Origin of the sequence: Paenibacillus planticolens (genome assembly GCF_013141725.1) — a bacterium.
GTDB classification, from domain to species: Bacteria; Bacillota; Bacilli; order Paenibacillales; family NBRC-103111; genus Paenibacillus_E; species Paenibacillus_E planticolens.
In genome coordinates this window covers 40,728-61,354 of the sequence record NZ_WHNZ01000040.1, presented here as the reverse complement: position 1 = coordinate 61,354, position 20,627 = coordinate 40,728, and the positions used below count along the sequence as shown (strand labels likewise).

The 20,627-nt window shown below is 50.3% G+C and carries 18 protein-coding genes and 2 pseudogenes; 12 read left to right on the top strand and 8 right to left on the bottom strand.

The annotated features are described in order from the left end of the window. The first annotated feature begins 1 nt into the window (after nt 1). Together GC097_RS17850 and GC097_RS17845 are read left to right on the top strand one after the other, a co-directional pair. Complete coding sequence (locus GC097_RS17850; RefSeq protein ID WP_246294317.1) at nt 2-1,480, top strand: ABC transporter ATP-binding protein; 1,479 nt, start codon at nt 2-4, stop codon at nt 1,478-1,480. Nucleotides 1,481-1,486: 6 nt separating this feature from the next. Further along, nucleotides 1,487-2,281, top strand: coding sequence for an energy-coupling factor transporter transmembrane component T family protein (locus tag GC097_RS17845; RefSeq protein WP_171684655.1), 795 nt, complete (start codon nt 1,487-1,489; stop codon nt 2,279-2,281). An 18-nt stretch (nt 2,282-2,299) separates the two neighbouring features. Here the strand turns inward: GC097_RS17845 and GC097_RS17840 are convergent, their stop codons facing one another. Continuing rightward, the gene (locus tag GC097_RS17840; RefSeq protein ID WP_171684654.1) at nt 2,300-2,746 is read right to left on the bottom strand and encodes a YuzC family spore coat inner layer protein; all 447 of its coding nucleotides are present in this window, start codon (nt 2,744-2,746) and stop codon (nt 2,300-2,302) included. A 152-nt stretch (nt 2,747-2,898) separates the two neighbouring features. Next, a complete protein-coding gene (locus GC097_RS17835) occupies nt 2,899-4,518 on the bottom strand; it encodes an S-layer homology domain-containing protein (RefSeq protein ID WP_171684653.1) in 1,620 nt (539 codons plus the stop codon). A gap of 926 nt (nt 4,519-5,444) precedes the next feature. On the opposite strand from GC097_RS17835, the gene GC097_RS17830 reads away from it, so the two are divergent. Further along, nucleotides 5,445-6,041, top strand: coding sequence for a nitroreductase family protein (locus GC097_RS17830; RefSeq protein WP_246294316.1), 597 nt, complete (start codon nt 5,445-5,447; stop codon nt 6,039-6,041). A 106-nt stretch (nt 6,042-6,147) separates the two neighbouring features. Here the strand turns inward: GC097_RS17830 and GC097_RS17825 are convergent, their stop codons facing one another. From GC097_RS17825 to GC097_RS17810, 4 genes are all read right to left on the bottom strand, one after another. Beyond that, nucleotides 6,148-7,059: a pseudouridine-5'-phosphate glycosidase gene (locus GC097_RS17825; protein WP_171684652.1), complete on the bottom strand. Its 912-nt coding sequence runs from the start codon at nt 7,057-7,059 to the stop codon at nt 6,148-6,150. Further along, on the bottom strand, nt 7,056-8,168 hold the full coding sequence (locus GC097_RS17820) for a carbohydrate kinase (protein ID WP_171684651.1): 1,113 nt from the start codon (nt 8,166-8,168) through the stop codon (nt 7,056-7,058). Before GC097_RS17820 ends, GC097_RS17825 begins: the two co-directional genes overlap by 4 nt. 144 nt (nt 8,169-8,312) lie before the next feature. Beyond that, nucleotides 8,313-8,687 carry a hypothetical protein gene (locus tag GC097_RS17815; RefSeq protein WP_171684650.1) on the bottom strand — a complete coding sequence of 125 codons (375 nt, stop codon included), beginning with the start codon at nt 8,685-8,687 and terminating at the stop codon, nt 8,313-8,315. 199 nt (nt 8,688-8,886) lie between these two features. Beyond that, complete coding sequence (locus GC097_RS17810) at nt 8,887-11,478, bottom strand: Ig-like domain-containing protein (RefSeq protein WP_312875692.1); 2,592 nt, start codon at nt 11,476-11,478, stop codon at nt 8,887-8,889. Nucleotides 11,479-11,739: 261 nt separating this feature from the next. Between GC097_RS17810 and GC097_RS34760 the strand changes: the two are divergent. Together GC097_RS34760 and GC097_RS34755 are read left to right on the top strand one after the other, a co-directional pair. Continuing rightward, nucleotides 11,740-12,546 (top strand): annotated as a pseudogene (locus GC097_RS34760) (MCP four helix bundle domain-containing protein); the annotation flags it as partial. After that, on the top strand, nt 12,538-13,485 hold the full coding sequence (locus GC097_RS34755; protein WP_312875697.1) for a methyl-accepting chemotaxis protein: 948 nt from the start codon (nt 12,538-12,540) through the stop codon (nt 13,483-13,485). The pseudogene GC097_RS34760 and the gene GC097_RS34755, both read left to right, overlap by 9 nt. A gap of 11 nt (nt 13,486-13,496) precedes the next feature. On the opposite strand, the gene GC097_RS17795 is transcribed toward GC097_RS34755, so the two are convergent. Next, nucleotides 13,497-14,786: a glycoside hydrolase family 18 protein gene (locus tag GC097_RS17795; RefSeq protein ID WP_171684647.1), complete on the bottom strand. Its 1,290-nt coding sequence runs from the start codon at nt 14,784-14,786 to the stop codon at nt 13,497-13,499. A 190-nt stretch (nt 14,787-14,976) separates the two neighbouring features. Between GC097_RS17795 and GC097_RS33930 the strand changes: the two genes are divergently transcribed. From GC097_RS33930 to GC097_RS17775, 6 genes and pseudogenes are all read left to right on the top strand, one after another. Next, nucleotides 14,977-15,750: a hypothetical protein gene (locus tag GC097_RS33930; protein WP_246294315.1), complete on the top strand. Its 774-nt coding sequence runs from the start codon at nt 14,977-14,979 to the stop codon at nt 15,748-15,750. A 10-nt stretch (nt 15,751-15,760) separates the two neighbouring features. Next, a complete protein-coding gene (locus GC097_RS33925) occupies nt 15,761-16,216 on the top strand; it encodes a hypothetical protein (RefSeq protein WP_216625807.1) in 456 nt (151 codons plus the stop codon). 125 nt (nt 16,217-16,341) lie between these two features. Then, a pseudogene (locus GC097_RS34750) lies at nt 16,342-16,646 on the top strand (YiaA/YiaB family inner membrane protein). Further along, nucleotides 16,591-16,794: a YiaA/YiaB family inner membrane protein gene (locus tag GC097_RS17785; protein WP_281364309.1), complete on the top strand. Its 204-nt coding sequence runs from the start codon at nt 16,591-16,593 to the stop codon at nt 16,792-16,794. The pseudogene GC097_RS34750 and the gene GC097_RS17785 overlap by 56 nt, the downstream one beginning before the upstream one ends. A gap of 26 nt (nt 16,795-16,820) precedes the next feature. Next, a complete protein-coding gene (locus GC097_RS17780; RefSeq protein ID WP_171684646.1) occupies nt 16,821-17,327 on the top strand; it encodes a CBO0543 family protein in 507 nt (168 codons plus the stop codon). Next, entirely contained in the window at nt 17,324-17,839 is a 516-nt protein-coding gene (locus GC097_RS17775) for a CBO0543 family protein (protein ID WP_171684645.1), read from the top strand. Before GC097_RS17780 ends, GC097_RS17775 begins: the two co-directional genes overlap by 4 nt. 51 nt (nt 17,840-17,890) lie before the next feature. Here the strand turns inward: GC097_RS17775 and xylA are convergent, their stop codons facing one another. After that, nucleotides 17,891-19,210, bottom strand: coding sequence for a xylose isomerase (xylA, locus tag GC097_RS17770; protein ID WP_171684644.1), 1,320 nt, complete (start codon nt 19,208-19,210; stop codon nt 17,891-17,893). A gap of 185 nt (nt 19,211-19,395) precedes the next feature. Between xylA and GC097_RS17765 the strand changes: the two genes are divergently transcribed. Then, a complete protein-coding gene (locus GC097_RS17765; protein ID WP_171684643.1) occupies nt 19,396-20,571 on the top strand; it encodes an ROK family transcriptional regulator in 1,176 nt (391 codons plus the stop codon). The last annotated feature ends 56 nt before the right edge of the window (nt 20,572-20,627 follow it).

The following is a 20,627-nucleotide window of genomic DNA, read 5'->3' as shown; positions in this document are numbered from 1 at the left end:
CATGAGCGAGGAATTCGGCGTTACCAATCTGAGGCTAAAATATCCAGGAGAAGAGGCCCCCCTGTTATTTCAGGGGGTTTCCTTTTCGGTGAAGCCGGGGGAGAAGGTTTTGCTGCTCGGTCCAAGCGGATGCGGCAAATCTACGCTGCTTCAAGTGCTGAGCGGGATTGTCCCCGATATTATCGAGCTTCCTCTCAAGGCGGACAGACTTACGACTCCAAGTCGCTGGGGCTACGTGTTTCAAGATCCGGATGCTCAATTCTGCATGCCGTATGTGGATGAGGAAATTGCTTTCGTCTTGGAAAATATGCAGGTGCCCCGCGAGGAAATGCCGGCGCGAATTGCCCAGTATTTGAGCTTGGTGGGGCTGCAGCTTGACGATACGCATACGCCAATCGGCGTGCTGTCGCAGGGGATGAAGCAGCGTCTGGCGATTGCGAGCGTCCTCGCTTTAGAGCCGGAGGTGCTGTTTCTGGATGAGCCGACGGCGCTGTTGGATGAGGAGGGAACGAACCTCGTCTGGGAGACCATCCGCTCGATTGGCGCTGACAAGACTTTGGTCATTGTGGAGCATAAAATCAGCGGTATCCTCGACCTTATCGACCGTCTAATCGTCATCTCCCCTAATGGAGAGCTGCTTGCCGATGGCTCGCCTCAAGCCGTATTTCAAACGTACAAAAAACAGCTCGCTGACTACGGCATATGGTATCCGGGCGTTTGGGATGACTGTCACACGGGGCGAACAGCGGAGAGTGCTGCTGCCGGTGAAATGCTTGCTGCCAGGCAGCCGGTGATGACCTTTCACGATTTCGCGGGTCTTCGCGGCGGCAAGATTAAGACCTATGTGGATAACTTATGCGTCTATCCCGGTGATTGGATCACCGTCACCGGCATCAACGGCGCAGGCAAAAGCTCGCTCCTGCTAGCCATCATGCGGCTCATCCCGACGCAAGGCAAGAGCTGGATCGAGGGCGTGAAGGGCAGCAAAATCGAGCAGCTTGCGGAGCAGGTCGGCTTCGTGTTCCAAAACCCGGAATTCCAATTCGTCACGAATTCGGTGGAAGAAGAGCTGCTCTACTCCTTGCCGGAGGCGGAGAAGGGGGAGGCGGCCGCGCAGCAGGCCGCTCTGGAAGAGCTGCTGCTGGAGTACGACCTTGCAGCGCTGCGCAGGCGGCACCCGTTCCAGCTCTCAATGGGCCAGAAGCGCCGCTTGAGCGTGGCCTCCGCGATGGTGCGCCGGCCGCGCATTCTGCTGCTGGATGAGCCCACCTTCGGGCTTGACGCGCAGGGCACGATGCGTATGCTGGAGCAACTGGAACGGCTGCGCGCAGGCGGGACGGTCATCGTGATGGTGACGCACGATGAAGAAATCGTCAAACGCTGCGCTACGCGCGTTTGGCGCGTTGAAAACGGCTGTGTGACAGAGGCGGTGTCGGAGAACTCTGCACCTCTTGCCGCATTCGCCAGGGAAGGAGGCTAGGGTGGTATGCAAATAACGTTCACGTACCGTGAAACTTGGCTGCACCGGGTGAATCCGGGTGTGAAGCTTGTCCTGTCTCTGCTTCTGTTTGTTCTTGTTGTATTCACGCATAATCTGAATACGATGATGTATTTAACAGCGGGGGTGCTGGTGCCGCTGCTCTTGTTTTCAGGCCAGCCGCTGCGGCGCCTGCTGCTGTATGCCTCGCCGTTCCTGCTCATCTTCCTCTCCTCTGCGGCGGGGATGATGATGTTCGGCAACGGGGAAACACTGTGGTTTCAGCTGGGTTTTGTTCGAATCACCGAAGAAAGCTTCTACCGCGGTCTGCATCTCGGCTTTCGCGGCCTTCAGGTCGCGGCTGTGGGGCTGTTGTTCAGCTTGACCACACGTCCTGTCGCTCTTTTTTATGCGCTGATGCAGCAGTGGAAGGTGGCTCCGAAGTATGCCTATAGCTTCCTTGCCGCGCTTCGCATGCTGCCGCTTATCGTAGAGGAGTTTCAAACGCTGCGCTATGCGCTTAAGGTGAGGGGCAAGAAGCGGCGCAATTGGGTAACGGGCTGGTACACGATGCTGCGCATGTATGCCATTCCTCTGCTGGCCCAGAGCATCCGCCGCGCTCATCGGACGGCCGTGGCGATGGAGGCGAAGCGTTTTTCCACTCAAAAAAAACGAACTTATTATTATCTTTCCTCTTACTCCAGAGTGGATATTTATTATTTAATTTATTGGCTGCTTCTTGTCGTTATCGCACAATGGGTCGGGACGGCATGGCCGATCTTGGATGCACTTGATGTTCGATAACGGATGTTTTTGCGTTGGTTATTGCCCCCATTTGAGCGACAACGTAACTTCACAGCAGGGGACTCCTCCATCGGTTCGGGGATCGATAGTAAATCTGACGGAACTTGGGGAATAGGTGGTCGCAACGGATGATGTGCTGCCGAAGGAGCGGACGATGCGGTCCACTTCTTTTTGATTGCCCTGCTGGGCATGCTTCATTAATTCATGAGAGGTTGCGGGATCAGCCAGCTTTTGAATGACGAGCGAAGCGTCCTTGAGCAAATGCTGAGAGGTTGTAAGCGAGTGTGAAAGTATCTTCGTGTCGACAGCTGGATAATCGCGATGCTCGTATAGCCCATGATCCATTGCAGCGGTGCGGTCCCAGCTCCCGTATGGGGAGCAGCAAGGTTGACAGTAGGGGGAAGCAGTCGGGGTATGCGGGTAAACCGGCTGTTGATTATAGTAGTAAGCAGGGTAGTCGTACATCGGATAGCCCCTTTTCTTGGGAAAATAGCGCGCAATAGCAATATATGTGGAATGGGCACGATGGTGCATAGTGCAACATTGTTCAATAAGAACACAAAAAAGGCTATCTCTGAGAGAAAAACTACTCAGGATAGCCTTTTTTGTGTTACATATTAGCGCGTAAGCGTTACATAGCTTGTCGCTTGCTGACCGGATGGAGTCACAGCTGTCAATTCGAATGAAGTCACATTGCCTACAACATGAATTTGGCCTCCCGGACCGGCGGTTACGGTTCCTACAGGTGCATTCGCATCTCCTACAACATCGTTGGTAATGAAGAGTGTGCCCAGAGCAAAATTGTAATCTTCAATTTCTGAGTTTTTATAAGTGATACCGAAGTTATCTGTTAGAGCAAGATCCATGTCGGTAAATGGATTAATATCGGCTTTGTAGACGCCGCCGTCAACCGTCATAGCTTTATTGATAGATGTTTCGTTTGCTTTAAATTCCTTCGCAGTCATGGCGTCATTCGTAACAGTTACCGTTACTTTTAATTGCTTGGGATCGCCATTGCCAATCTGAACCATGACAGTTACTTCTGCTGTTCCCGCCTTGTTGCCGATCACATAAGCGCGGTGATCCGCTGAAAGACCCACTTTGGCGATGCTGGAGTCAGATGAGAAAACGGATTGAACAATACCTGGTGTAGCCACGGTATCGCCGTTAGCCGCGGTTAATTTAATCTCGATTTCTTTGGCAAATCGACTTTGGGTTGGATCTTCAGCGATTGCTTTGGTGATTGAGCCTGCTGCTGAGGCTGTTAGGCCGCTGTCAATGACAGCAGGCAATGTGTAATTACCGATAATCGCAACATTTCCATTTCCAGTTTCGGTTCCAGTGCCAGTTGCAGCTACGCTGAAGCTGCCGGAAGCTGTTTGAACAGTTGAAGCATCCAGACCGCCAAGCGTTACTGTGTAATCACCGGCGGCAAGCGCAGAATCAACCGTCAGCGTTGCTGTGAGGCCATCTGCAGACCATGTCGTTGCGGCAGGAACCGTGGCGGTGCCACTTTTGAGCGTTAACGTTGCTTTGGCAGTGTCCACTTTTGTATTTAGAGAAACTTGAACCTGTTTATTATCGGAAGAAGGTTGAACTTTGGTGATCGAAATGAGCGTTCTGTTGTCAAAAGCTTGCTGAGCGGAATAAGAGCTTTGAACAAGGTCAGCGCGGTTTGCCGGCTGATCGCCCGACTTGCCAGTCGGATGAATGCCAAGCTCAGTCGCTTGCTTCACGGCATCCGAGTACCAAGGAGAACCCGTTACGTTGACTTTTTTGCCAAGTCCTTTAAGCAGCAAGGTGTCGAGTTGACCCGCGGTTACGGAGTCGCCCGGAACGAAGGTCGTATCCGTTACACCGTCGATGAGACCTGCCTTTTTCGCCGCTTCAATGTAAGGAATGGCCCAACCGTTAGCCGGATCGTCCGCACGAACGTCGGAGAAACTGGACACTTTAACAGCTGAATCAACGGGAATGTCATAAATGAGAGTGGCTACTTTGGCAAACTGTGCGCGAGTCATATTTTGCGTAATGCCGAACGTATTGTCGGACACGCCTTCGAAGATATCGGTTGCCAGCATGGCGTCAATTTTGGCTTTCAGCGAAGCATCGATGCTGGACAGATCCGTGAAATCTGCACTTGTTTTACCCGCCGCGGAAGCCGGGTGGGTAAGTGCTGCGGAAGTGATTAAGGAGAAAGCTATAGCAGCTGTCGCGATCATTGTAAGTTTTTTCATTCGATAGTACCTCCCTGGGATAATGATGATTTGTGAGGAAAAGGAAACCAATTGATCAAACTGTGGCTCCAGCAATTAAACTTTGATGATTCTAGCAATCTATCGTGCGTCGTTCTGTTGCTATAACTATAGCTTGCCTGATTGAAAGTGTCATTGTCAAATTCTTGGCAGTCCAGGCAGGAGAGTGCTAGAGAGATTCATATGAAATAGTGCCTAGTTGAGAATGATAATTAAAATCATTTACTAACTTTTAATAAACTACTTTACAAATGTAAGTAATATGGATATAATAAAATCAACACGATAAACCAACAAGGGAGGCTGAGATTCATGGCTCAATGTGCATGCGGAAACACTCAAAACAGCGAAGGCAACTGCGACGGTTCACACGCAAAAAAAGATAAGTAAGTTTTCATACATATACGATAAGATCAAGAAGGACTCTGCGAATGCTTCATTCGTTAAGAGTCCTTTTTTTGCATCTAAGAATTGGGGGCGGGGCGAGCGAATCTTGTTCCTGATTCATGCGTCACGGGTGGTTTCAAGGTAGCACGGGCAGGAAGGGGAACTACAGGGAGCTATTTTACCCGAAATAGCCATTTGAGCAAGGGAGAGGGACCTATGGTCCGCTATTTCGCTTTTCTGGATGCATAGAGGGAGGATGGAGGTGAAATAAGACCCTGTAGTTACCCTTAACTCTCAGTATTTCGCTTTTTTCCATAAATAAGGGAATGAAGTTCCCCTAATTTGGAATGGGGCTTCAATAAATACGATCGGAGAAAAGTATACACGGTGAAAACGGTAATGGTACGGCTGAAATCAGCGCTTTCAGCAGATTAATGGGCAGATAAACCTGCATGTTTGCTGTTCCGGCATCAGTCATGTCACAATAGACTTAGAGTAGGAAGAAATCAATCGAAGAATGAATGGATGGAGTGGTAAAAAAGATGGATGTAAAAGAAGCGATTCGTAGTCGGCGCAGCATTGGAAAGGTCAAGCAGGAGCCTGTTGATCGAGCGCTGATTGAAGAGATTTTGGAAGCGGGTACGTGGGCGCCAAACCATTGTCATACCGAACCGTGGCGGTTTTGGGTTATGACGGGCGAGGGCCGCGCGCTGCTGGGGAAAGGCTACGCCGAAGTGGCGGCGGCGGGCGCCGATCCGCTGCTGTCCGAGGAAGAGCTGGCTAAGCTGAAAAGCGCCCAGGAGAAAAAAGCGTTCCGCGCGCCGGTGGTCATCGCCGTGGCGGTCACTCCGTCGGCACAGGAAGTCGTGCCGGAGGTAGAGGAGTACGCGGCTGCGCACACCGCGGTACAGAATATGATGCTGACCGCGCACGCGCTCGGTCTGGCTACGATCTGGCGGACGGGTGCGCCGACCTATCATCCGAAGATGCGCGAAGCTTTCAGCCTCGGCGCGAAGGAGGAGCTGGTCGGCTTCGTCTACATCGGCTACGCGGACATGGCTCCTCCGAAAGCGGAGCGCACCCCGTTCGCGCAGAAAACACTATGGGTCAGCGAGTAAGTCGCTGCACGATTAGCCCCAAAAAAGAAACCCTCCACGTCCACAGTGTTTGTGGACATGGAGGGTTGTTTTGGTTATCGTCCGCTTTGTATAGGCGGCCAGACGTTTAGTTCTTAAGAGCTACCGCAATTTTTGCAGCGGTTTCCGCATTGTGGTACACCAGCGCGATGTTAGTCTCCAAGCTGCGGCCTTCGGTTAGCTGTTTGATGCGCGCTAGCAGGAAAGGCGTGACCTTTTTGCCGGTCACGTTCTGATCTTTGGCTTCAGCAAGCGCCTGCTGAATGAAGCCTTCGATCTCCGCACGTTCCATGGCGGATTCCGCAGGGACCGGGTTGGCGATGACGGCACCGCCGTTAAGGCCCAACTCCCACTTCGTGCGGAGCATAGCCGCAACTTCAGCAGCCTCATCGAGGCGGAAGTCTACGCCGTAGCCGCTCTCGCGGGCATAGAAAGACGGGAACTCGCTCGTTTTGTACCCGACCACAGGTACACCGTGCGTCTCTAAATATTCGAGCGTACGGCCGATATCGAGAATCGATTTCACGCCTGCGCAGATAACGGCAACGTTCGTTTGCGCCAGCTCGGTCAAATCAGCGGAGACGTCCATGGACACTTCGCCTTCGCGGTGAACGCCGCCGATGCCGCCGGTAGCGAAAACTTCGATACCCGCCAGTGCTGCGCCGATCATTGTGGCAGCGACCGTCGTCGCGCCGATTTGGCCGGACGAGAGGATGTAAGGGAAGTCGCGGCGGCTAACTTTTTCCACATTGGGATTCGTCGCGAATGCTTCAAGCTCTTGTTCGTTCAAACCGATCTTGATTTTGCCGTCCATGATGCCGATCGTAGCTGGAACCGCACCGTTGTCGCGGATGATTTGTTCGACTTTTCTAGCCATTTCTATGTTTTGCGGGTAAGGCATCCCGTGAGAGATGATCGTCGTTTCCAGAGCAACGACAGGTTTATTGTTCGCCAAAGCCTCTTTAACTTCATCGGTAAACGTTAGGTAAGTTGTATTCATGATAGGGTTTCGTCTCCTTTTTTTAAGTGAAGTAGGGTTTGTTCCAGTCGTTCTTCCGTCAGCTCGCTAGCGACAGATTGAGCGGTTTGCAGTGTAATATGGGAAGCCGCGAGTCCGTATACGCAGGATTCCATATAGGAATATTCCTTCATAACGCCATAAGTAATACCGGCGACAAATGCATCGCCTGCTCCCGTGACGTCCACGACTTTGGTAGGAATCGGCGGGAAATGATGCTCGCCTTCTTCACCGGCATACATCACGCCTTGACTGCCAAGCGTAATGAAGACGTGGCGAACGCCTCGTGCGCGTATCGCTCCCGCAATCAGGCTGTAATCGCTGCTGCTGCCGGGGGTAATTCCAGCAAGCTGGCAAGCTTCCTCGAGATTGGGGAAAATTGCGGTTACGCCGCGAAGGTCTTGCGGAAGTTTTTTGGCTTTTTCCGATGAGACGGGATCGATAAATAATGGGAGATTTTCTTCCCTGCACCGATCAATTAATTCGCCAAGCGTCTCCGCGGGTAAGTTCGTATCGGCAATGGCGATTTTGGCAGAGGCGACATGCGGCCACTTGTCCCGAAGCAGGGCAGGTGTGCATTTATCGTAAATGTCCATATTCGCAAAAGCGAGGAACATCTCGCCCGTCGCATCGAGCAGAGCCGTGTACGTCCCCGTATTCTCGCCCTGGAGAACGATAGCTTGACTGACGTCAACTCCGCGTTTCCGTGTCTCCTCCAGCACCCACTGTCCGGCCTTATCGTCGCCCACAACGGTGAGCAATGCGGTCTGGCAAGCCAGTCCCGCCAGTGTCTCTGCGATATTGCGGGCAACGCCGCCACAGGATTCCGTCACGGTGACCGGATTCGAGGAGGCCAGTCGAATGGCCTGCTTACTGGTCGCTTTGCTGTCCAGGTTTGCACCGCCGATGCACATGACCGTATTCTCATCTGAGGTCACGTAAGCGCGTCCGCGGATCGTCCCTTTTTTGGTCAGCGCAGCGATGTAACCGGCGACAGCGGATCGGGAAATGCCGATGATGCTGGCTATTTCATGCTGAGAAATGAATGGATTTTGACGAATGAGCGCTAAAATTTGCTGTTCACGATCCATGAAGTGGCTCCTTTCGATCGTTGACTATCTCTAGTGTAACGCAATCTTAAACAAATGTCCATACTTTAAACTTTTGTCCAAGAAGTGGCATGAATGAAAAAGAGCCTGCTCCCCGAAACAGGGGAACATGCTCCTGGTAGCAGCTTATTCCGAGTAAGAAGACTCCGAACGGCCTCTGATTCCAAACAGCCCCAGCAGTCCCAGCAGCCCGATGTAACTCCAGCCGGTCCAGCCCTTGTCTGCTTTTTCCTGCGTATGAACCGTTAAAGATTTCATTGATGTTGGCGGTGTAAGTCCGTATGCCGCGGCATGTTGATTCATATCCGTCATCTTTTGCAGCCTTGCGTCTGCACCCGGCATGCCGAAAGGATTCGTGTGAAAAAACGTTGGGGAGCCTTGCTTGGCCGCTTCCCGGCTTTCAGCTGTCGAGATCGTCTGCTGGTTATGCGGGTGCATACGATAATGGTGAGCCCCGAGCAGGGCGGTAATGCACAAGAAAGAAATCAAAGCCAGCTTCATAAATCGGGGGAACATATTCCATACCTCCAAGCACTTATTCAAAAACAGCCTGTAAATGCAGGTATGGTTATATTCCCCTATGAACGAAAACTTATGTATGCGGAGGAGAAGGACCACCACAGACCGAGACGACGTCGACACAATAAAAAAAGGGCTATTCCTCAAGTAAATGATCCTTCTTGAGGAATAGCCCTTTGTATTATTTGGTCACCGTTACTTGCACGGTTGTTCTCATGTTGGAATACGTAACCGTTATTCTCGCAGTTCCTTTGCCAGTTGCTTTGATGACGCCGTCCTTCACATCCGCGATCATAATATTAGATGATGTCCACAAGGCTGGCTTGGTGACATCTTCTTCCGATCCGTCCGTATAAGTGGCGAGAGCTGCAACTTTGGCCGTGCTGCCTTCTTTAAGCTCGATTTTGACGACATCAGTCTTCAAATATTTCAGTGAATCGATTTCCACAGGAATGGCAACCATTTTGCCGCCGAAAGATCCTGTAATCGTTGTTTTCCCTGAGCCTGTAGCTGTGAAAAGTCCATTTGTAACGGTACCCAGCTTATAGGCGCTTACTTTCCATGTGGCATCACCAGTGACATCTTTAGTTGTTCCGTTAGATAGTGTCGCGGTTAATTTCACTTGGACTTGGTCGCCGCTTTTTGTCACGATGAATGATTTATCCGCCACGAGTCCGGCTACGACGCCGATTTCAACCGGGATAGATACACTTTTGCCGCCATAGGTAGCTGTGATGGTAGCTTTCCCTCGGGCAACTGGGGTAGCGACCCCTTTTGACACTAACACAATGGCGCTGTTGCTCGTTTTCCACTCCGCCTCGCCTGTAACATTGCGCGTTGCGCCTGAGGAATCGGTAGCGGTAAGAACGATAGAGCGTGTTTCATTCAGATCAAAAACCAGATTAGCTACACTCGCTGAAAGATCGCTTGCCATATCGACCTGGACAGGAACGGTTACTGTTTTGTTATCCAGCTGAGCGGTCAGCGTCGTTTCTCCGGAGGCGAGCGCCTTCACTTTTCCGCTGTCAACCGTGGCCGTTTTTGCATTGCTACTGGTCCAAATCACGTCGGAGGTAACATCTTTCTTCGTATCATCCGTATAAAGAGCTTCCGCTTTCAACGTAACCGTGTCGCCTTTTTTCATGATCAGTTTCTCTTCGCTGACTGTCAAGCTCTTTAGAACGCCTACTGATACTTGAACGACCGCGGAGCGCGTACCATACTTGGCTGTAATAGTCGCTGCGCCGGTCGCAAGACCCGAGATGTCACCGCCGCGTGCCTCGGCAATATCTTTGGAGCTGGTTGTCCACTCTGCTTTGTTCGTGACATCAACCTCTCTTCCGTCCTTGAAAGAGGCTGTTAACGTAATTTTTTCGGACCCGCCGATTTGTAAATTTACGATTTTCTTGCTTGGTTTGATAATGGAAGGGATATCGACTTCGACGATAGTTGTCGTCGTTTTGCCGCCGTATTTCGCCGTTACTGTGGCGATCCCTGCTTTGTATGTCGTGATTTTCCCTTTAGTGACAAAAGCAACATTCTCATCGTCTACGCTCCAATCGGCGCTATCCGTAACGACTGCGCTTGTGCCGTCGGCATAAGTAGCGCGGAGGACCAGAAGTTGATCCTGACCTGTTTGCAAGGAAACCAGATCGGTATCTACAACCAAGCGGCGGGGAACTTCCACGTCCACGTTGGCCATCACTGCTTTTTCACCGTACTTCGCGTAAATCTTTGCCTCGCCAATAGCTAAAGCAGAGAGCTTTCCTTTTGAAACTTGGACGATATTCTCGTCACTGGATGCCCACTCTGCGCGATCTGTGATATCTTCTGTCTTTCCATCGGCATATGTCGCGGTTAATTTCAGTTCGCCGGTAGCATTTTTCTTCATAAGCAGGTTCTGCTTATCTAATTCAAGTTTAAGGGCGCTGTCTACATCGACAGTAATCGTTGTGGATTTCGTGCCGTAGGTAGCTGTCAAGCTTGCCGTACCTACTCCGTAACCCGTAATCGTTCCCTTGATGGCGTCGGCTACTTTCGCTTTGTCTGTCGTCCAGACGGCCTTGTCCGAAACGTCGGCTACGGCGCCGTCCGGGTAAGTCGCCATAATTTTAATTTTCTCAGTTCCGTTCAAAAGCAGCGATACATTCGATTTCTCGGCATCAATGCGTCTGACAACCTCAACATCGACGTCAAGAGTAAGGGATTGATTCATATATTTGATCGTGATCGTTGCGCTGCCGGGATTTTGTCCCTTCACGAGTCCGTTGGTTACAGTCACGATGGAGCTTGTATCCACGCTGTAATCCGCTTTGTTCGTGACATCCTCAGAGGTGCCGTCATCATAGTAGGCGGTGACCGCAACCTGCTCGGTGGCATTAAGGCGCAGATCGAGGGAACGTTTATCTTTGGTTAAGGATTTAACCTTTTTGCTTACATTGACATTTACAATTTCGGTCTTGCCCATATAAGTAGCGGTAATGACGGCTTTCCCTTCTTTTTTGGCCGTGACTACACCTGCATAGACGGAAGCTACATCTGTCGTACCGGAATTCCAATCCGTCTTGACCGTTGCATTCTCGGTAGATCCGCTTACGAAAATGGCGGTTGCCGTCAGATTCGCGGTATCCCCAACTTGCAGAGCAAGCTCATTTTTGTTCAGGACGAGTTTGGAAATCTCCTCGGCGGCAAAGGCGCTTCCAGCGACTAAAGATTGACTGGCTAAAATGAATACGATTACCAAGGATAACCATTTGCTGTGTCTTAACTTCACGATCTAATCCCTCCGATATCGTTCCGTAATAAGTTATGAATGAAAAAACAGGGAACTTAGTTAATATCGGCATGGAGAGAGGTGAAATGAATAGCTGTCACAATATGTACCCATAATTTAACCTCCGGATGATAAATGACAGTGTATTTTGTAAAATGCAACTAAAAACAATTAATAAAAATAAAACATATGAAATTATTTTGTATTCATTGTTAACTTTCTCGCTGACCTGTATATTTAAAGCAGATTACTTATGGGGAGATGAGAAAAGTGGAGAGGTTTAAGATGAATCACATCGTTGGAAATTTGAAAATTAGCATGAAAATATTGGCGTTGAATGTGTTGGCTGTTCTTTTCCTCATCATCCTGACGGTGACGAGCTTCTTTTTTCTCAGAGATATCAACAAAAAAGCGGAAATTATGTACGAAACCGATTATTTGCCTACAACTTGGATCAACTAAGTAGAGAGCAACGTTCATATCATGAACGATCGGCTCCTGGAACATATTTTAACACCGGACAACCACTATAAAGACGTTCTGGATAATGAGATGAACAAAACCCGCGTTAGAACCGATCAATTACTGAAAGATTACGAGGTATCCCTCGCGGGTGAACCCGTTGGGGAATTATGGATGTCCAAGCTAAGAGAGGCGCTGATGGCTTATGAGGAAGATCAACAAAAAGTAAAAGCTTGGTCTTCGTCCGGCCAGACGAAAGAGGCTTATCTGTACTATAAAACACACGTGAAAAGCCTGATGGAAGACATTAGCGGTTATGTAGACAGCTTGCAGCAAGACCGGTTGGAAACCTCAGAGGCGTTAAACAAAGAACGCATTCAGCAGTATCGGCATTTGATCTGGTTATTGATTACATCTTCGCTTGTTGCTATCGGCATTTTTTATGTGATCGGCAGATGGATCTCATCGCTCATTGTCAGACCGCTCAAAACGATGCAACGGCTTATGGCTGAAGCGGAAGCCGGGAATCTTTCCGTGGAGGTGGACGGTGCTGCCTGGAAGGATGAAGTCGGCATGCTGCAGCGTTCGTTCCAATCCATGCTGGTTAGCTTGCGGGCATTCATCGGGGATGTCCAGCAGGGAGCGCATGTCCTCACCCGGCAGGCTGAGCATTTTGCAAGCCATGCCGAGCAAAGCAAAATGGCCGCTGAAACGATTGCCGTTTCGACAGACGCTTTGTCGCAAGGCGTCCAAGAGCAAGTAGCGATTGTCACGGAGACTTTAGGCACCATACAGGTTGTGAAAGATGAGATGGCTGCTATTCGCGGAGATAGCCGGGCGATGGCGCAGCTGGCAGAGTCTGCGGCAGACGCTTCCTTAGCGGGAATGGACGCCGTTGCGACGATGAGGGAGCGAATTGGACTCGTTTCCGATAAAGTGTTGGCGGCACGGACGATTGCGGATGAGCTGGGGCACAGCTGTGGTCAAATCAGCTCCATCATTCACGTTATCACCGAGATTGCGAAACAAACGAATCTGCTGGCGCTGAATGCTGCCATTGAAGCTGCCAGAGCAGGTGAGGCCGGCAAAGGATTCAGCATTGTGGCGGGTGAGGTTCAGAAACTGTCCGGGCAAACGAATGAGGCAGCGAAACAAATCGCACGGCTGCTGCATGAGATTGAGCACAAAGCAGGAAATGTGGATATGGCAATGAAGCAGAGCATGAAATTGACGGAAGACAGCGTAACCGCTTCGCAGCAAGTGAACGTTTCGCTCCTGTCGATGAAAGAGGCATTCGGCGGAGTTTTAATGAAAGTGGAGGATGTGAGCGAAGCGATCGCTCAAGTAACGGTGCGCAGCGATGAAGTCGTTTCGCATATGGAGCGCGTGACGGAGTCGGCGAACATTGGTGCGTCAGCGAGCCAGGAATCAGCAGCTGCCAATGAAGAGCAGCTGGCCATGATGGAGGAGATTTCAATCTCCTCCAGAACGCTGTCCGATATGGCAGGGCAGCTTCAACAGGCAGCTAACCGTTTCCGGGTGTAGCGAACTTCATCTCACGAACGTTTGACGACTTTGAAATTTTCTTCAAGCAGCAGCCAGTTTTGCGGGAATTTAAGTCCCAGCTTCCAGTAGCTAATGCCCCGTAAGCCAAGTTCCTTCAACAAACGAAACTTCGCTTGAATGGAGCGGGCATCCTCGAACCAAACGGTATGCTCTTTGCCGGCATCGTCCCAATAATTGAAGTGCGGAGCTTGAGCCGTGTAATCGTACAGGATTTGTGCGTTGTACTTGCGCGCCAAATCAATCGCAGCTTGCGGAGAGATGGCTTTGGCGAAGGGGCCGCCTTTGACGTATGGAAGCGTCCAATCGTAGCCGTACAGATTTTGACCCATCATCACTTTGGAGGCTGGCATTTCGGTAATGGCATACTCCAGCACTTTGCGTACCGGACCGATGGGAGATACCGCCATAGGGGGACCGCCGCTGTAGCCCCACTCGTACGTCATAATGATGACGAAGTCAGCGATTTGGCCATGCGCTTTGTAATCGTGCGCGGAGTACCACTCACCGGCTTGGGCTGCGCTTGTTTTGGGCGCGAGCGCCGTGGACATCAGGTAGCCTTGCTGATGGATTTGGTCCGCTGCTTTCCGCAGAAAGCGATTGTACGCATCGCGGTCATCCGGGAAAAGATGCTCGATGTCGAAATGGATATCCTTGAAGCCAAGCTCCTTAGCCGTCGCTAGAATCGTCTGCAGCAGGCGGTTTTGGACCGTTTCATCCGTGAGGATAATATGGCCGAGCTCAGCGCTGAACTGATCGCGCTCGAGATTGGTGACAACCATCATCAAGGTGGTCCCTTGCTGCGAGGCAATGCTTCGGAGACTGTCGAGCGGCGGGTGCTGTAAGGTGCCGTCCCGCTTAATGCGGAAGGAGAATGGCGCTAAGTAGGTGAGATGCGGCGCCGCTTCCCTAGAAGCTTGAATCAAGGCTGGCGACACATCGTTCCCCCGTGGTTCCACGTAGGCATTTACTTCTGCCTGCTTACGGGGAGTAGGCGGGATGTATAGGCGAAAACCGGCGGTCAGCGGTTGATACTGGGTCAGTCCGTTAATCGATGCAAGCTCGTGGAGGTCAAGACCGAGCTTATGGGCAATCGAATAGAGATTCTCGCCAGGCTGTACCCAATAGTACGAGCCTGCGATTGGAATGACCAATGCCTGTCCGATAACCAGTGATTGGCTGGGCGTCATCTCATTGGCTGCTGCAATCGTATCCACGGATACACCATAAGTTTGCGAAATTCGATATAACGTCTGTCCTTTCTGGACAACGTGAATCTGCATGGGGAGATTCCTCACTTTCATTCGTAAGCAAGGTATCGGATCCGAGCCTACTTTTTTCTTTACCATATTCCAAATAAGCCAGATGGGTGTATGTCTATGCGCAAACAATTGTCTCAAAGAAATGCATATCTTACACACCAGCGAAGATAATAGAATAACTGGAAACTTATTCTTCATAAGGATGCTGCACATGCCACAGAAACCCCGCCGTCAAATTGCCTTCGTCAGCTTAATGGGCATTACCCAGCTGCATTTGCGGAATCCCTATATCATAGCTTGGTGGTCTGCAGCTTTCCCCGGTTTTGGCCATTTGCTGCTATCCAAATACTTTCGCGGCTTTATGCTCATTGGTTGGGAGATGCTGATTAACAGTCAGATGCATTTGAATGAAGCTATCGTGTATACCTTTACCGGGCAGTTCGACAAAGCCAATGATGTGCTGAATATCCGCTGGATGTCTCTCTATGCTCCTGTTTATTTATTTTCCATCTACGATAGCTATCGCACCTGTGTGGATTTGAACCATCAATTTGTACTTGCGAGGCGGGAAAACGCACCGATCGATTCGTTCAAAATGTCCGGTATGGAAATTAACTACCTGGATAAACGCTCCCCTTGGCTGGCGGTTGTCTGGTCCCTGCTGATGCCGGGGATGGGGCAGTTGTATACGCATCGTATCATCAACGCCTTTTTCGTCTTGGTGAACTGGATTGTTGTTTCTTATTGGTCTCATTTACTCGAAGGAATCCATTATCTCCTGTATTGGGACTTATCCAAAGCTAACAGCGTGCTGGACATGCATTGGGTCCTTTTTCTGCCTTCCATTTATGGATTTGCCGTTTACGATGCTTATGCCAATACGGTCGAGTATAACAAGTTATTTGATCATGAACAGGCTGCGATGTTGAAAAATAGTTATCAGCCCTCACAATTTCCGTTTCCTAAATCATTGCTTCGAAAATGAGGAGGCTACCATGCATGTCATAGCGTCATTTGAACACTCCATCTATTTGGAGCTGGCGATTACCGCTATTGAAGAAGCGGGTGTACACAAGGAAAATATATATGCGGTTCCGTTGCTAGAGCGGCCAGGAAAACCTAGAATGTTCGACAGTATCCACGGCTCGGATGGCATTAGTTTGTTTGATGCCGGCACCGCCTTGGCCACAGCGTTCACGGTCATTGGCTCGACATACGGCTTTGTGTTAAAAGGCGGGGCCATCCTTTGGGGGCTGATTGGCGCAGCTGTGGGGTTCTCGCTCGGGGTCCTTATTGATATCTGGCATAAAAAGAAAAAAGGCGAGAAACCGGCAGCCCCAGGCAAAAAAACGGAAGTGGTCGTGCTCGTCAATTGCACCAAGGAGGAGGCTAAGCACATTCAGACGACCTTTTGGGAACATATGGCGTTAGGTGTGGCTGTTTGCGATTGAGTCATAGGCAGATCGAAGGGTACTATTGGTAAATAGTACTATTTGGAATGATTCCATTCTCCTATAATAAGTATCAAGAGCTAGATACTACACGGTTGCAGCAGCAGCCAAGGGGGATTTCAAAGATGATACTCAATAATCGGAGACGGAATACAGCGGCTTTTACTTTTATGGCATGGGCATCCTTTATCGGCGCTTTCCTAGCCATGTTCATAGGCATTTACACATTAGAAGAATCGCTGAGCGTAAAAGGTTATTTCGCCGTATGCGCCTTATTCCTGACAATGTCGGCGTTTGTGCTGCAAAAAGTCATTCGCGATAATTTAGAGGACGGCTACGATTCCCGCAAACGAAACACATCGGCCTTTACTTTTCTGGCATGGAGTTCTTTCGCGCTTGCGCTGCTGGGCATGTTCATCGGCATTATTAATCTCGAACAGCTGCTTTCCGTAAAAGGGTATTACGCCGTTACAGCTTTATTTCTCACCATGTCCTCCTTCGTGCTTCAAAAAACCGTGCGTGACAACAACGATGATGCACCGCTGCAACCTGCAGAAAAAAATGTCGAAGAGCTGTAAGTCGGAGCTCAGAAAGGCTGATAACCATGACAGTGGAACGAGTGATTTTGATCATGATCTGGGTGCTTTGTATCATTCTCATTCCGGTCATGATACCGAAGCATCGGGCTCGGGAAGCTGTGCTGTTATTCCTATCGACTCAGATGATAACCTGGAGCATGAGCTTGCTGTTAGTCGAGTGGCAGGCTATTGAGAATCCAATCCGTGAATTTCCTGCGGCCTCCGGAAGCAACTTCACTAATAATTATATTTTTTTTCCACTGGTCTCGACGCTGTTTGCGCTGCACTATCCAAGCCAGAAATCGGTTGCGGGAAAGTTTTTTTATCACGTTCGCACCGTCTTGTTGATAGGCATCTACTTGAAGCTGATTTCCAGCTACACGGAACTTTTGGATTATATTCATTTTGATATATACCTTCACATGCTGCTCTTATGGATTGTCTTAAATGCGGTAAGGAAATATGCGGCATGGTTTTTTCAACGGGAGATACGGAAGGAAGATATAGAAGGAAGGGCAGAACGACGGTTATGAATGTTAAGGCAGACCATATGATTATTTTAGCCGTGTGGGCAATTTCCGTCATCGGAATGCTCCTCGTGCCAAAACGAGACCGTCGTAAAGCGCAGGTTGCTTTTTTGTTTCAACAGTTTTTGAGCTGGATCCTGGGGCTTATCGTTGTGCAGAACGACTGGCTGGATTATCCGGTAAGAGAGCTGCAGCGCAACTACTCCAGCTTGACGTTTGAATTTATGGGGTACCCGATCATTGCCGTTTATTTGAATATTTATTATCCGAAGGTAAAAAAGGGCTGGACACGCTTCCTCTTCGTACTGGCATTTCCCGCAGCCATCACGCTGATTGAAGTTTTGCTCGAGAGGCATACCGAACTGATTGAATACCGCGCTTGGAGCTGGTATTGGACGTTTGTCAGCACATGGGCGACTTTACAGCTTTCTCTTGTGTTTAATCGGTGGTTTTTTCGGAGTGATGGTGGGGTCTCTCAGCCGGAAGACGAAAAAGACTGTCCATCAGGTCATTTCTGACCTTTTGAGACAGTCTCATGTTGCGTCCCGCTAGCGGGAGTATGAAGGCAATTAAGAGTTAATCAGGTACTGATTCACTGTAGCCTTAATCAATTCCAAACGGCCGGATTGGTTCACGATGTTGTGGCTGTTTTCCAGCGCGTAAGCTTCAAGTGTTCTGAAGTTTGCTTTGCCGGACACGATATCCGCGCCGATGCCGGATTTGAAGGAAGCGTAGCGCGTATCGAGAATGTTGTCGAATACGCGGTCTTCGATCATTTTGGCAGCGACTTGCAAGCCGCGCGCAAAGGAGTCCATCCCAGCGATGTGGGCGTACACCACGTCAATCGGCTCGAAGGACGTACGGCGAACTTTGGCGTCGAAGTTCACGCCGCCGCTGCCGATTCCGCCTTCATTAAGCAGAATTTCGTACATCGCAAGTGTCGTCGCGTACAGGTCCGTAGGGAACTCGTCGGTATCCCAACCGAGCAGCAGATCACCTTGGTTCGCATCGATGGAACCAAGAACGCCGTTGATGCGGGCAACGCGAAGCTCGTGCTCGAACGTGTGGCCAGCAAGCGTAGCATGGTTAGCTTCCAGGTTTAATTTGAAATACGGAAGCAGATCATATTTTTGCAAGAAAGAAAGCGTCGTTGCCGCATCGAAATCGTATTGGTGTTTGGATGGCTCTTTCGGCTTAGGCTCGATCAGGAATTGACCGGTGTAGCCGATTTCTTTGGCATAATCAACCGCCATGTGCAGGAAGCGGGCAAGGTTGTCGAGCTCCAGGCCAAGGTCGGTGTTCAACAGCGTCTCATAGCCCTCGCGGCCGCCCCAGAAAACGTAGTTTTCAGAGCCGAGTTCTTTCGCATGATCCAACGCTTTTTTCACTTGCGCAGCTGCATAAGCAAAAACGTCGGCGTTATTCGTCGTAGCAGCACCGTGCACGAAACGCGGGTTCGTGAACATGTTTGCCGTGTTCCACAGCAATTTTTTGCCGGTAGCTTGCATTTTTTCTTTGATCAGGGCAACGATCTCGTCCAGGTATTGGTTCGTTTCCTGCAATGTGCTGCCTTCCGGCGCAATGTCGCGGTCATGGAAGGCAAAGTAGTCGACATCGAGAATGTGCAGAAGCTCGAAGCAAGCGTCAACGCGCGCTTTAGCCAGTTCAAGGCCGGAATATTGATCCCAAGCGCGAATGGCCGTGCCGCTGCCGAACGGATCGGAGCCGTTAGCGGAGAAAGAGTGCCAGTAAGCGATTGCAAAACGCATATGCTCGCGCATTGTTTTGCCTAGAATCACTTGGTCAGGGTTATAAAATTTAAAAGACAGCGGGTTCGTCGATGTGCGGCCTTCGTACTTGATTTGTTGAATGTTCTCAAAGTAGCTCATGAATTCAACCTCCAAAAATGGAATAATAAATGCTTATGAAGTCATCATAACATCATTCATAAAGTTTGTAAATTCATTAAACAAACTTAGTTGGTGCGTGACGGAGCCTTTCGTGTTAAAATCAGTTCAATCACTTACAAAGATAGTAGAAAAGACAAGCTGTAGGAGCGGTGTGGGGGCTAGTTATGAAGCAAACAGGCGATTTGAATTTAGTGAAAAAAATAAATAAATCCATCGTGCTCCACCATATTCGCACAGACTCGCCCATATCCCGCGCGCGGATCGCGGAGATTACAGGGCTTACGAAAGCGACGGTATCCAGCCTTGTGAACGAGCTGATCGAAAGCAGCCTGGTCGATGAAATCGGCGCGGGCGAGTCCAGCGGCGGACGGAAGCCGATGATGCTCATCTTCAATGGAACGGCGGGATACGCCATCGGTGTGGATCTGGGCGTTCATGATATACTCGCTGTTTTGACAGACCTGACCGGTAAGGTTATCAGCGAAAAAAGAGTTCTGCATGACAACGCATCCGTTGAAACGGTCATTCAGCTCTTGAAAAAGACGATCCGCGAGCTGATCGGCAGCGCGCCGGAAAGCGCCTATGGGGTTATCGGCATTGGCATTGGTGTGCCTGGCATATGCGATGAGGACGGGAATCTGCTGTTTGCCCCGAATTTAGGTTGGGAGAATGTGCCGCTGCAGAAGCACATCGAAGATACGTTTAATATTCCTGTCGTCATCGATAATGAAGCTAACGCAGGAGCCGTTGGGGAGAAGCAGTTCGGCGCTGGGAAAGACACGGCTAACCTGGTCTATGTTTCTATCGGGATCGGGATCGGCGCGGGCATCATTATCAAAGGCGAGCTTTACCGTGGTGCGACCGGTTTCTCCGGCGAGATCGGGCATATTTCCATCCAGCATGACGGACCGAAATGCCGCTGCGGCAGCTTAGGCTGCTGGGAGCTGTATGCCTCCGAGCATGCACTGCTGGAGCAAGCCCGTCAGCAACTGGGTGAACCGGCACAGCTTGAAACGCTGCTGAGCAAGGCGGAAGCCGGAGACAAGACGGTGATCGCCCTTTTCGAGCGGCTGGGGTATTACCTGGGCGTGGGTGTCATCAACATCATCAACGGCTATAATCCCGAATTCATCATTCTTGGAGGCCGGCTGGCCGGCGCCGAGAAATGGCTGATGAAGCCGCTGCTGAACTTGTTGGAGAAGCGTTCTCTGCCGCATCCGCGAAAGCTGCTGAACGTTGAGTTCTCCCGGCTCAGCGACCGTTCGACCGTGCTCGGCGCGGCATCTTTTGCGGTGGCGAAGTTTTTTGCCTCGACGACCGTATCTGTGGACCGGAATTAACCGAAATGAACAGACGGAAATTGGAATTGACCATCCTCTTGGATCTTAGGTAAAAT

Coding starts and splice junctions, on each gene's coding strand:
- GC097_RS33930 (WP_246294315.1), top strand. CDS start 14,977: ATGCCACAGAAACCCCGCCGTCAAATTGCCTTCGTCAGCTTAATGGGC.
- GC097_RS17840 (WP_171684654.1), bottom strand. CDS start 2,746: ATGTACGACTACCCTGCTTACTACTATAATCAACAGCCGGTTTACCCG.
- xylA (WP_171684644.1), bottom strand. CDS start 19,210: ATGAGCTACTTTGAGAACATTCAACAAATCAAGTACGAAGGCCGCACA.
- GC097_RS17795 (WP_171684647.1), bottom strand. CDS start 14,786: ATGCAGATTCACGTTGTCCAGAAAGGACAGACGTTATATCGAATTTCG.
- GC097_RS17845 (WP_171684655.1), top strand. CDS start 1,487: ATGCAAATAACGTTCACGTACCGTGAAACTTGGCTGCACCGGGTGAAT.
- GC097_RS17765 (WP_171684643.1), top strand. CDS start 19,396: ATGAAGCAAACAGGCGATTTGAATTTAGTGAAAAAAATAAATAAATCC.
- GC097_RS33925 (WP_216625807.1), top strand. CDS start 15,761: ATGCATGTCATAGCGTCATTTGAACACTCCATCTATTTGGAGCTGGCG.
- GC097_RS17775 (WP_171684645.1), top strand. CDS start 17,324: ATGAATGTTAAGGCAGACCATATGATTATTTTAGCCGTGTGGGCAATT.
- GC097_RS17850 (WP_246294317.1), top strand. CDS start 2: ATGAGCGAGGAATTCGGCGTTACCAATCTGAGGCTAAAATATCCAGGA.
- GC097_RS17815 (WP_171684650.1), bottom strand. CDS start 8,687: ATGAAGCTGGCTTTGATTTCTTTCTTGTGCATTACCGCCCTGCTCGGG.
- GC097_RS17820 (WP_171684651.1), bottom strand. CDS start 8,168: ATGGATCGTGAACAGCAAATTTTAGCGCTCATTCGTCAAAATCCATTC.
- GC097_RS17835 (WP_171684653.1), bottom strand. CDS start 4,518: ATGAAAAAACTTACAATGATCGCGACAGCTGCTATAGCTTTCTCCTTA.
- GC097_RS17825 (WP_171684652.1), bottom strand. CDS start 7,059: ATGAATACAACTTACCTAACGTTTACCGATGAAGTTAAAGAGGCTTTG.
- GC097_RS17780 (WP_171684646.1), top strand. CDS start 16,821: ATGACAGTGGAACGAGTGATTTTGATCATGATCTGGGTGCTTTGTATC.
- GC097_RS17830 (WP_246294316.1), top strand. CDS start 5,445: ATGGATGGAGTGGTAAAAAAGATGGATGTAAAAGAAGCGATTCGTAGT.
- GC097_RS34755 (WP_312875697.1), top strand. CDS start 12,538: ATGCTGGTTAGCTTGCGGGCATTCATCGGGGATGTCCAGCAGGGAGCG.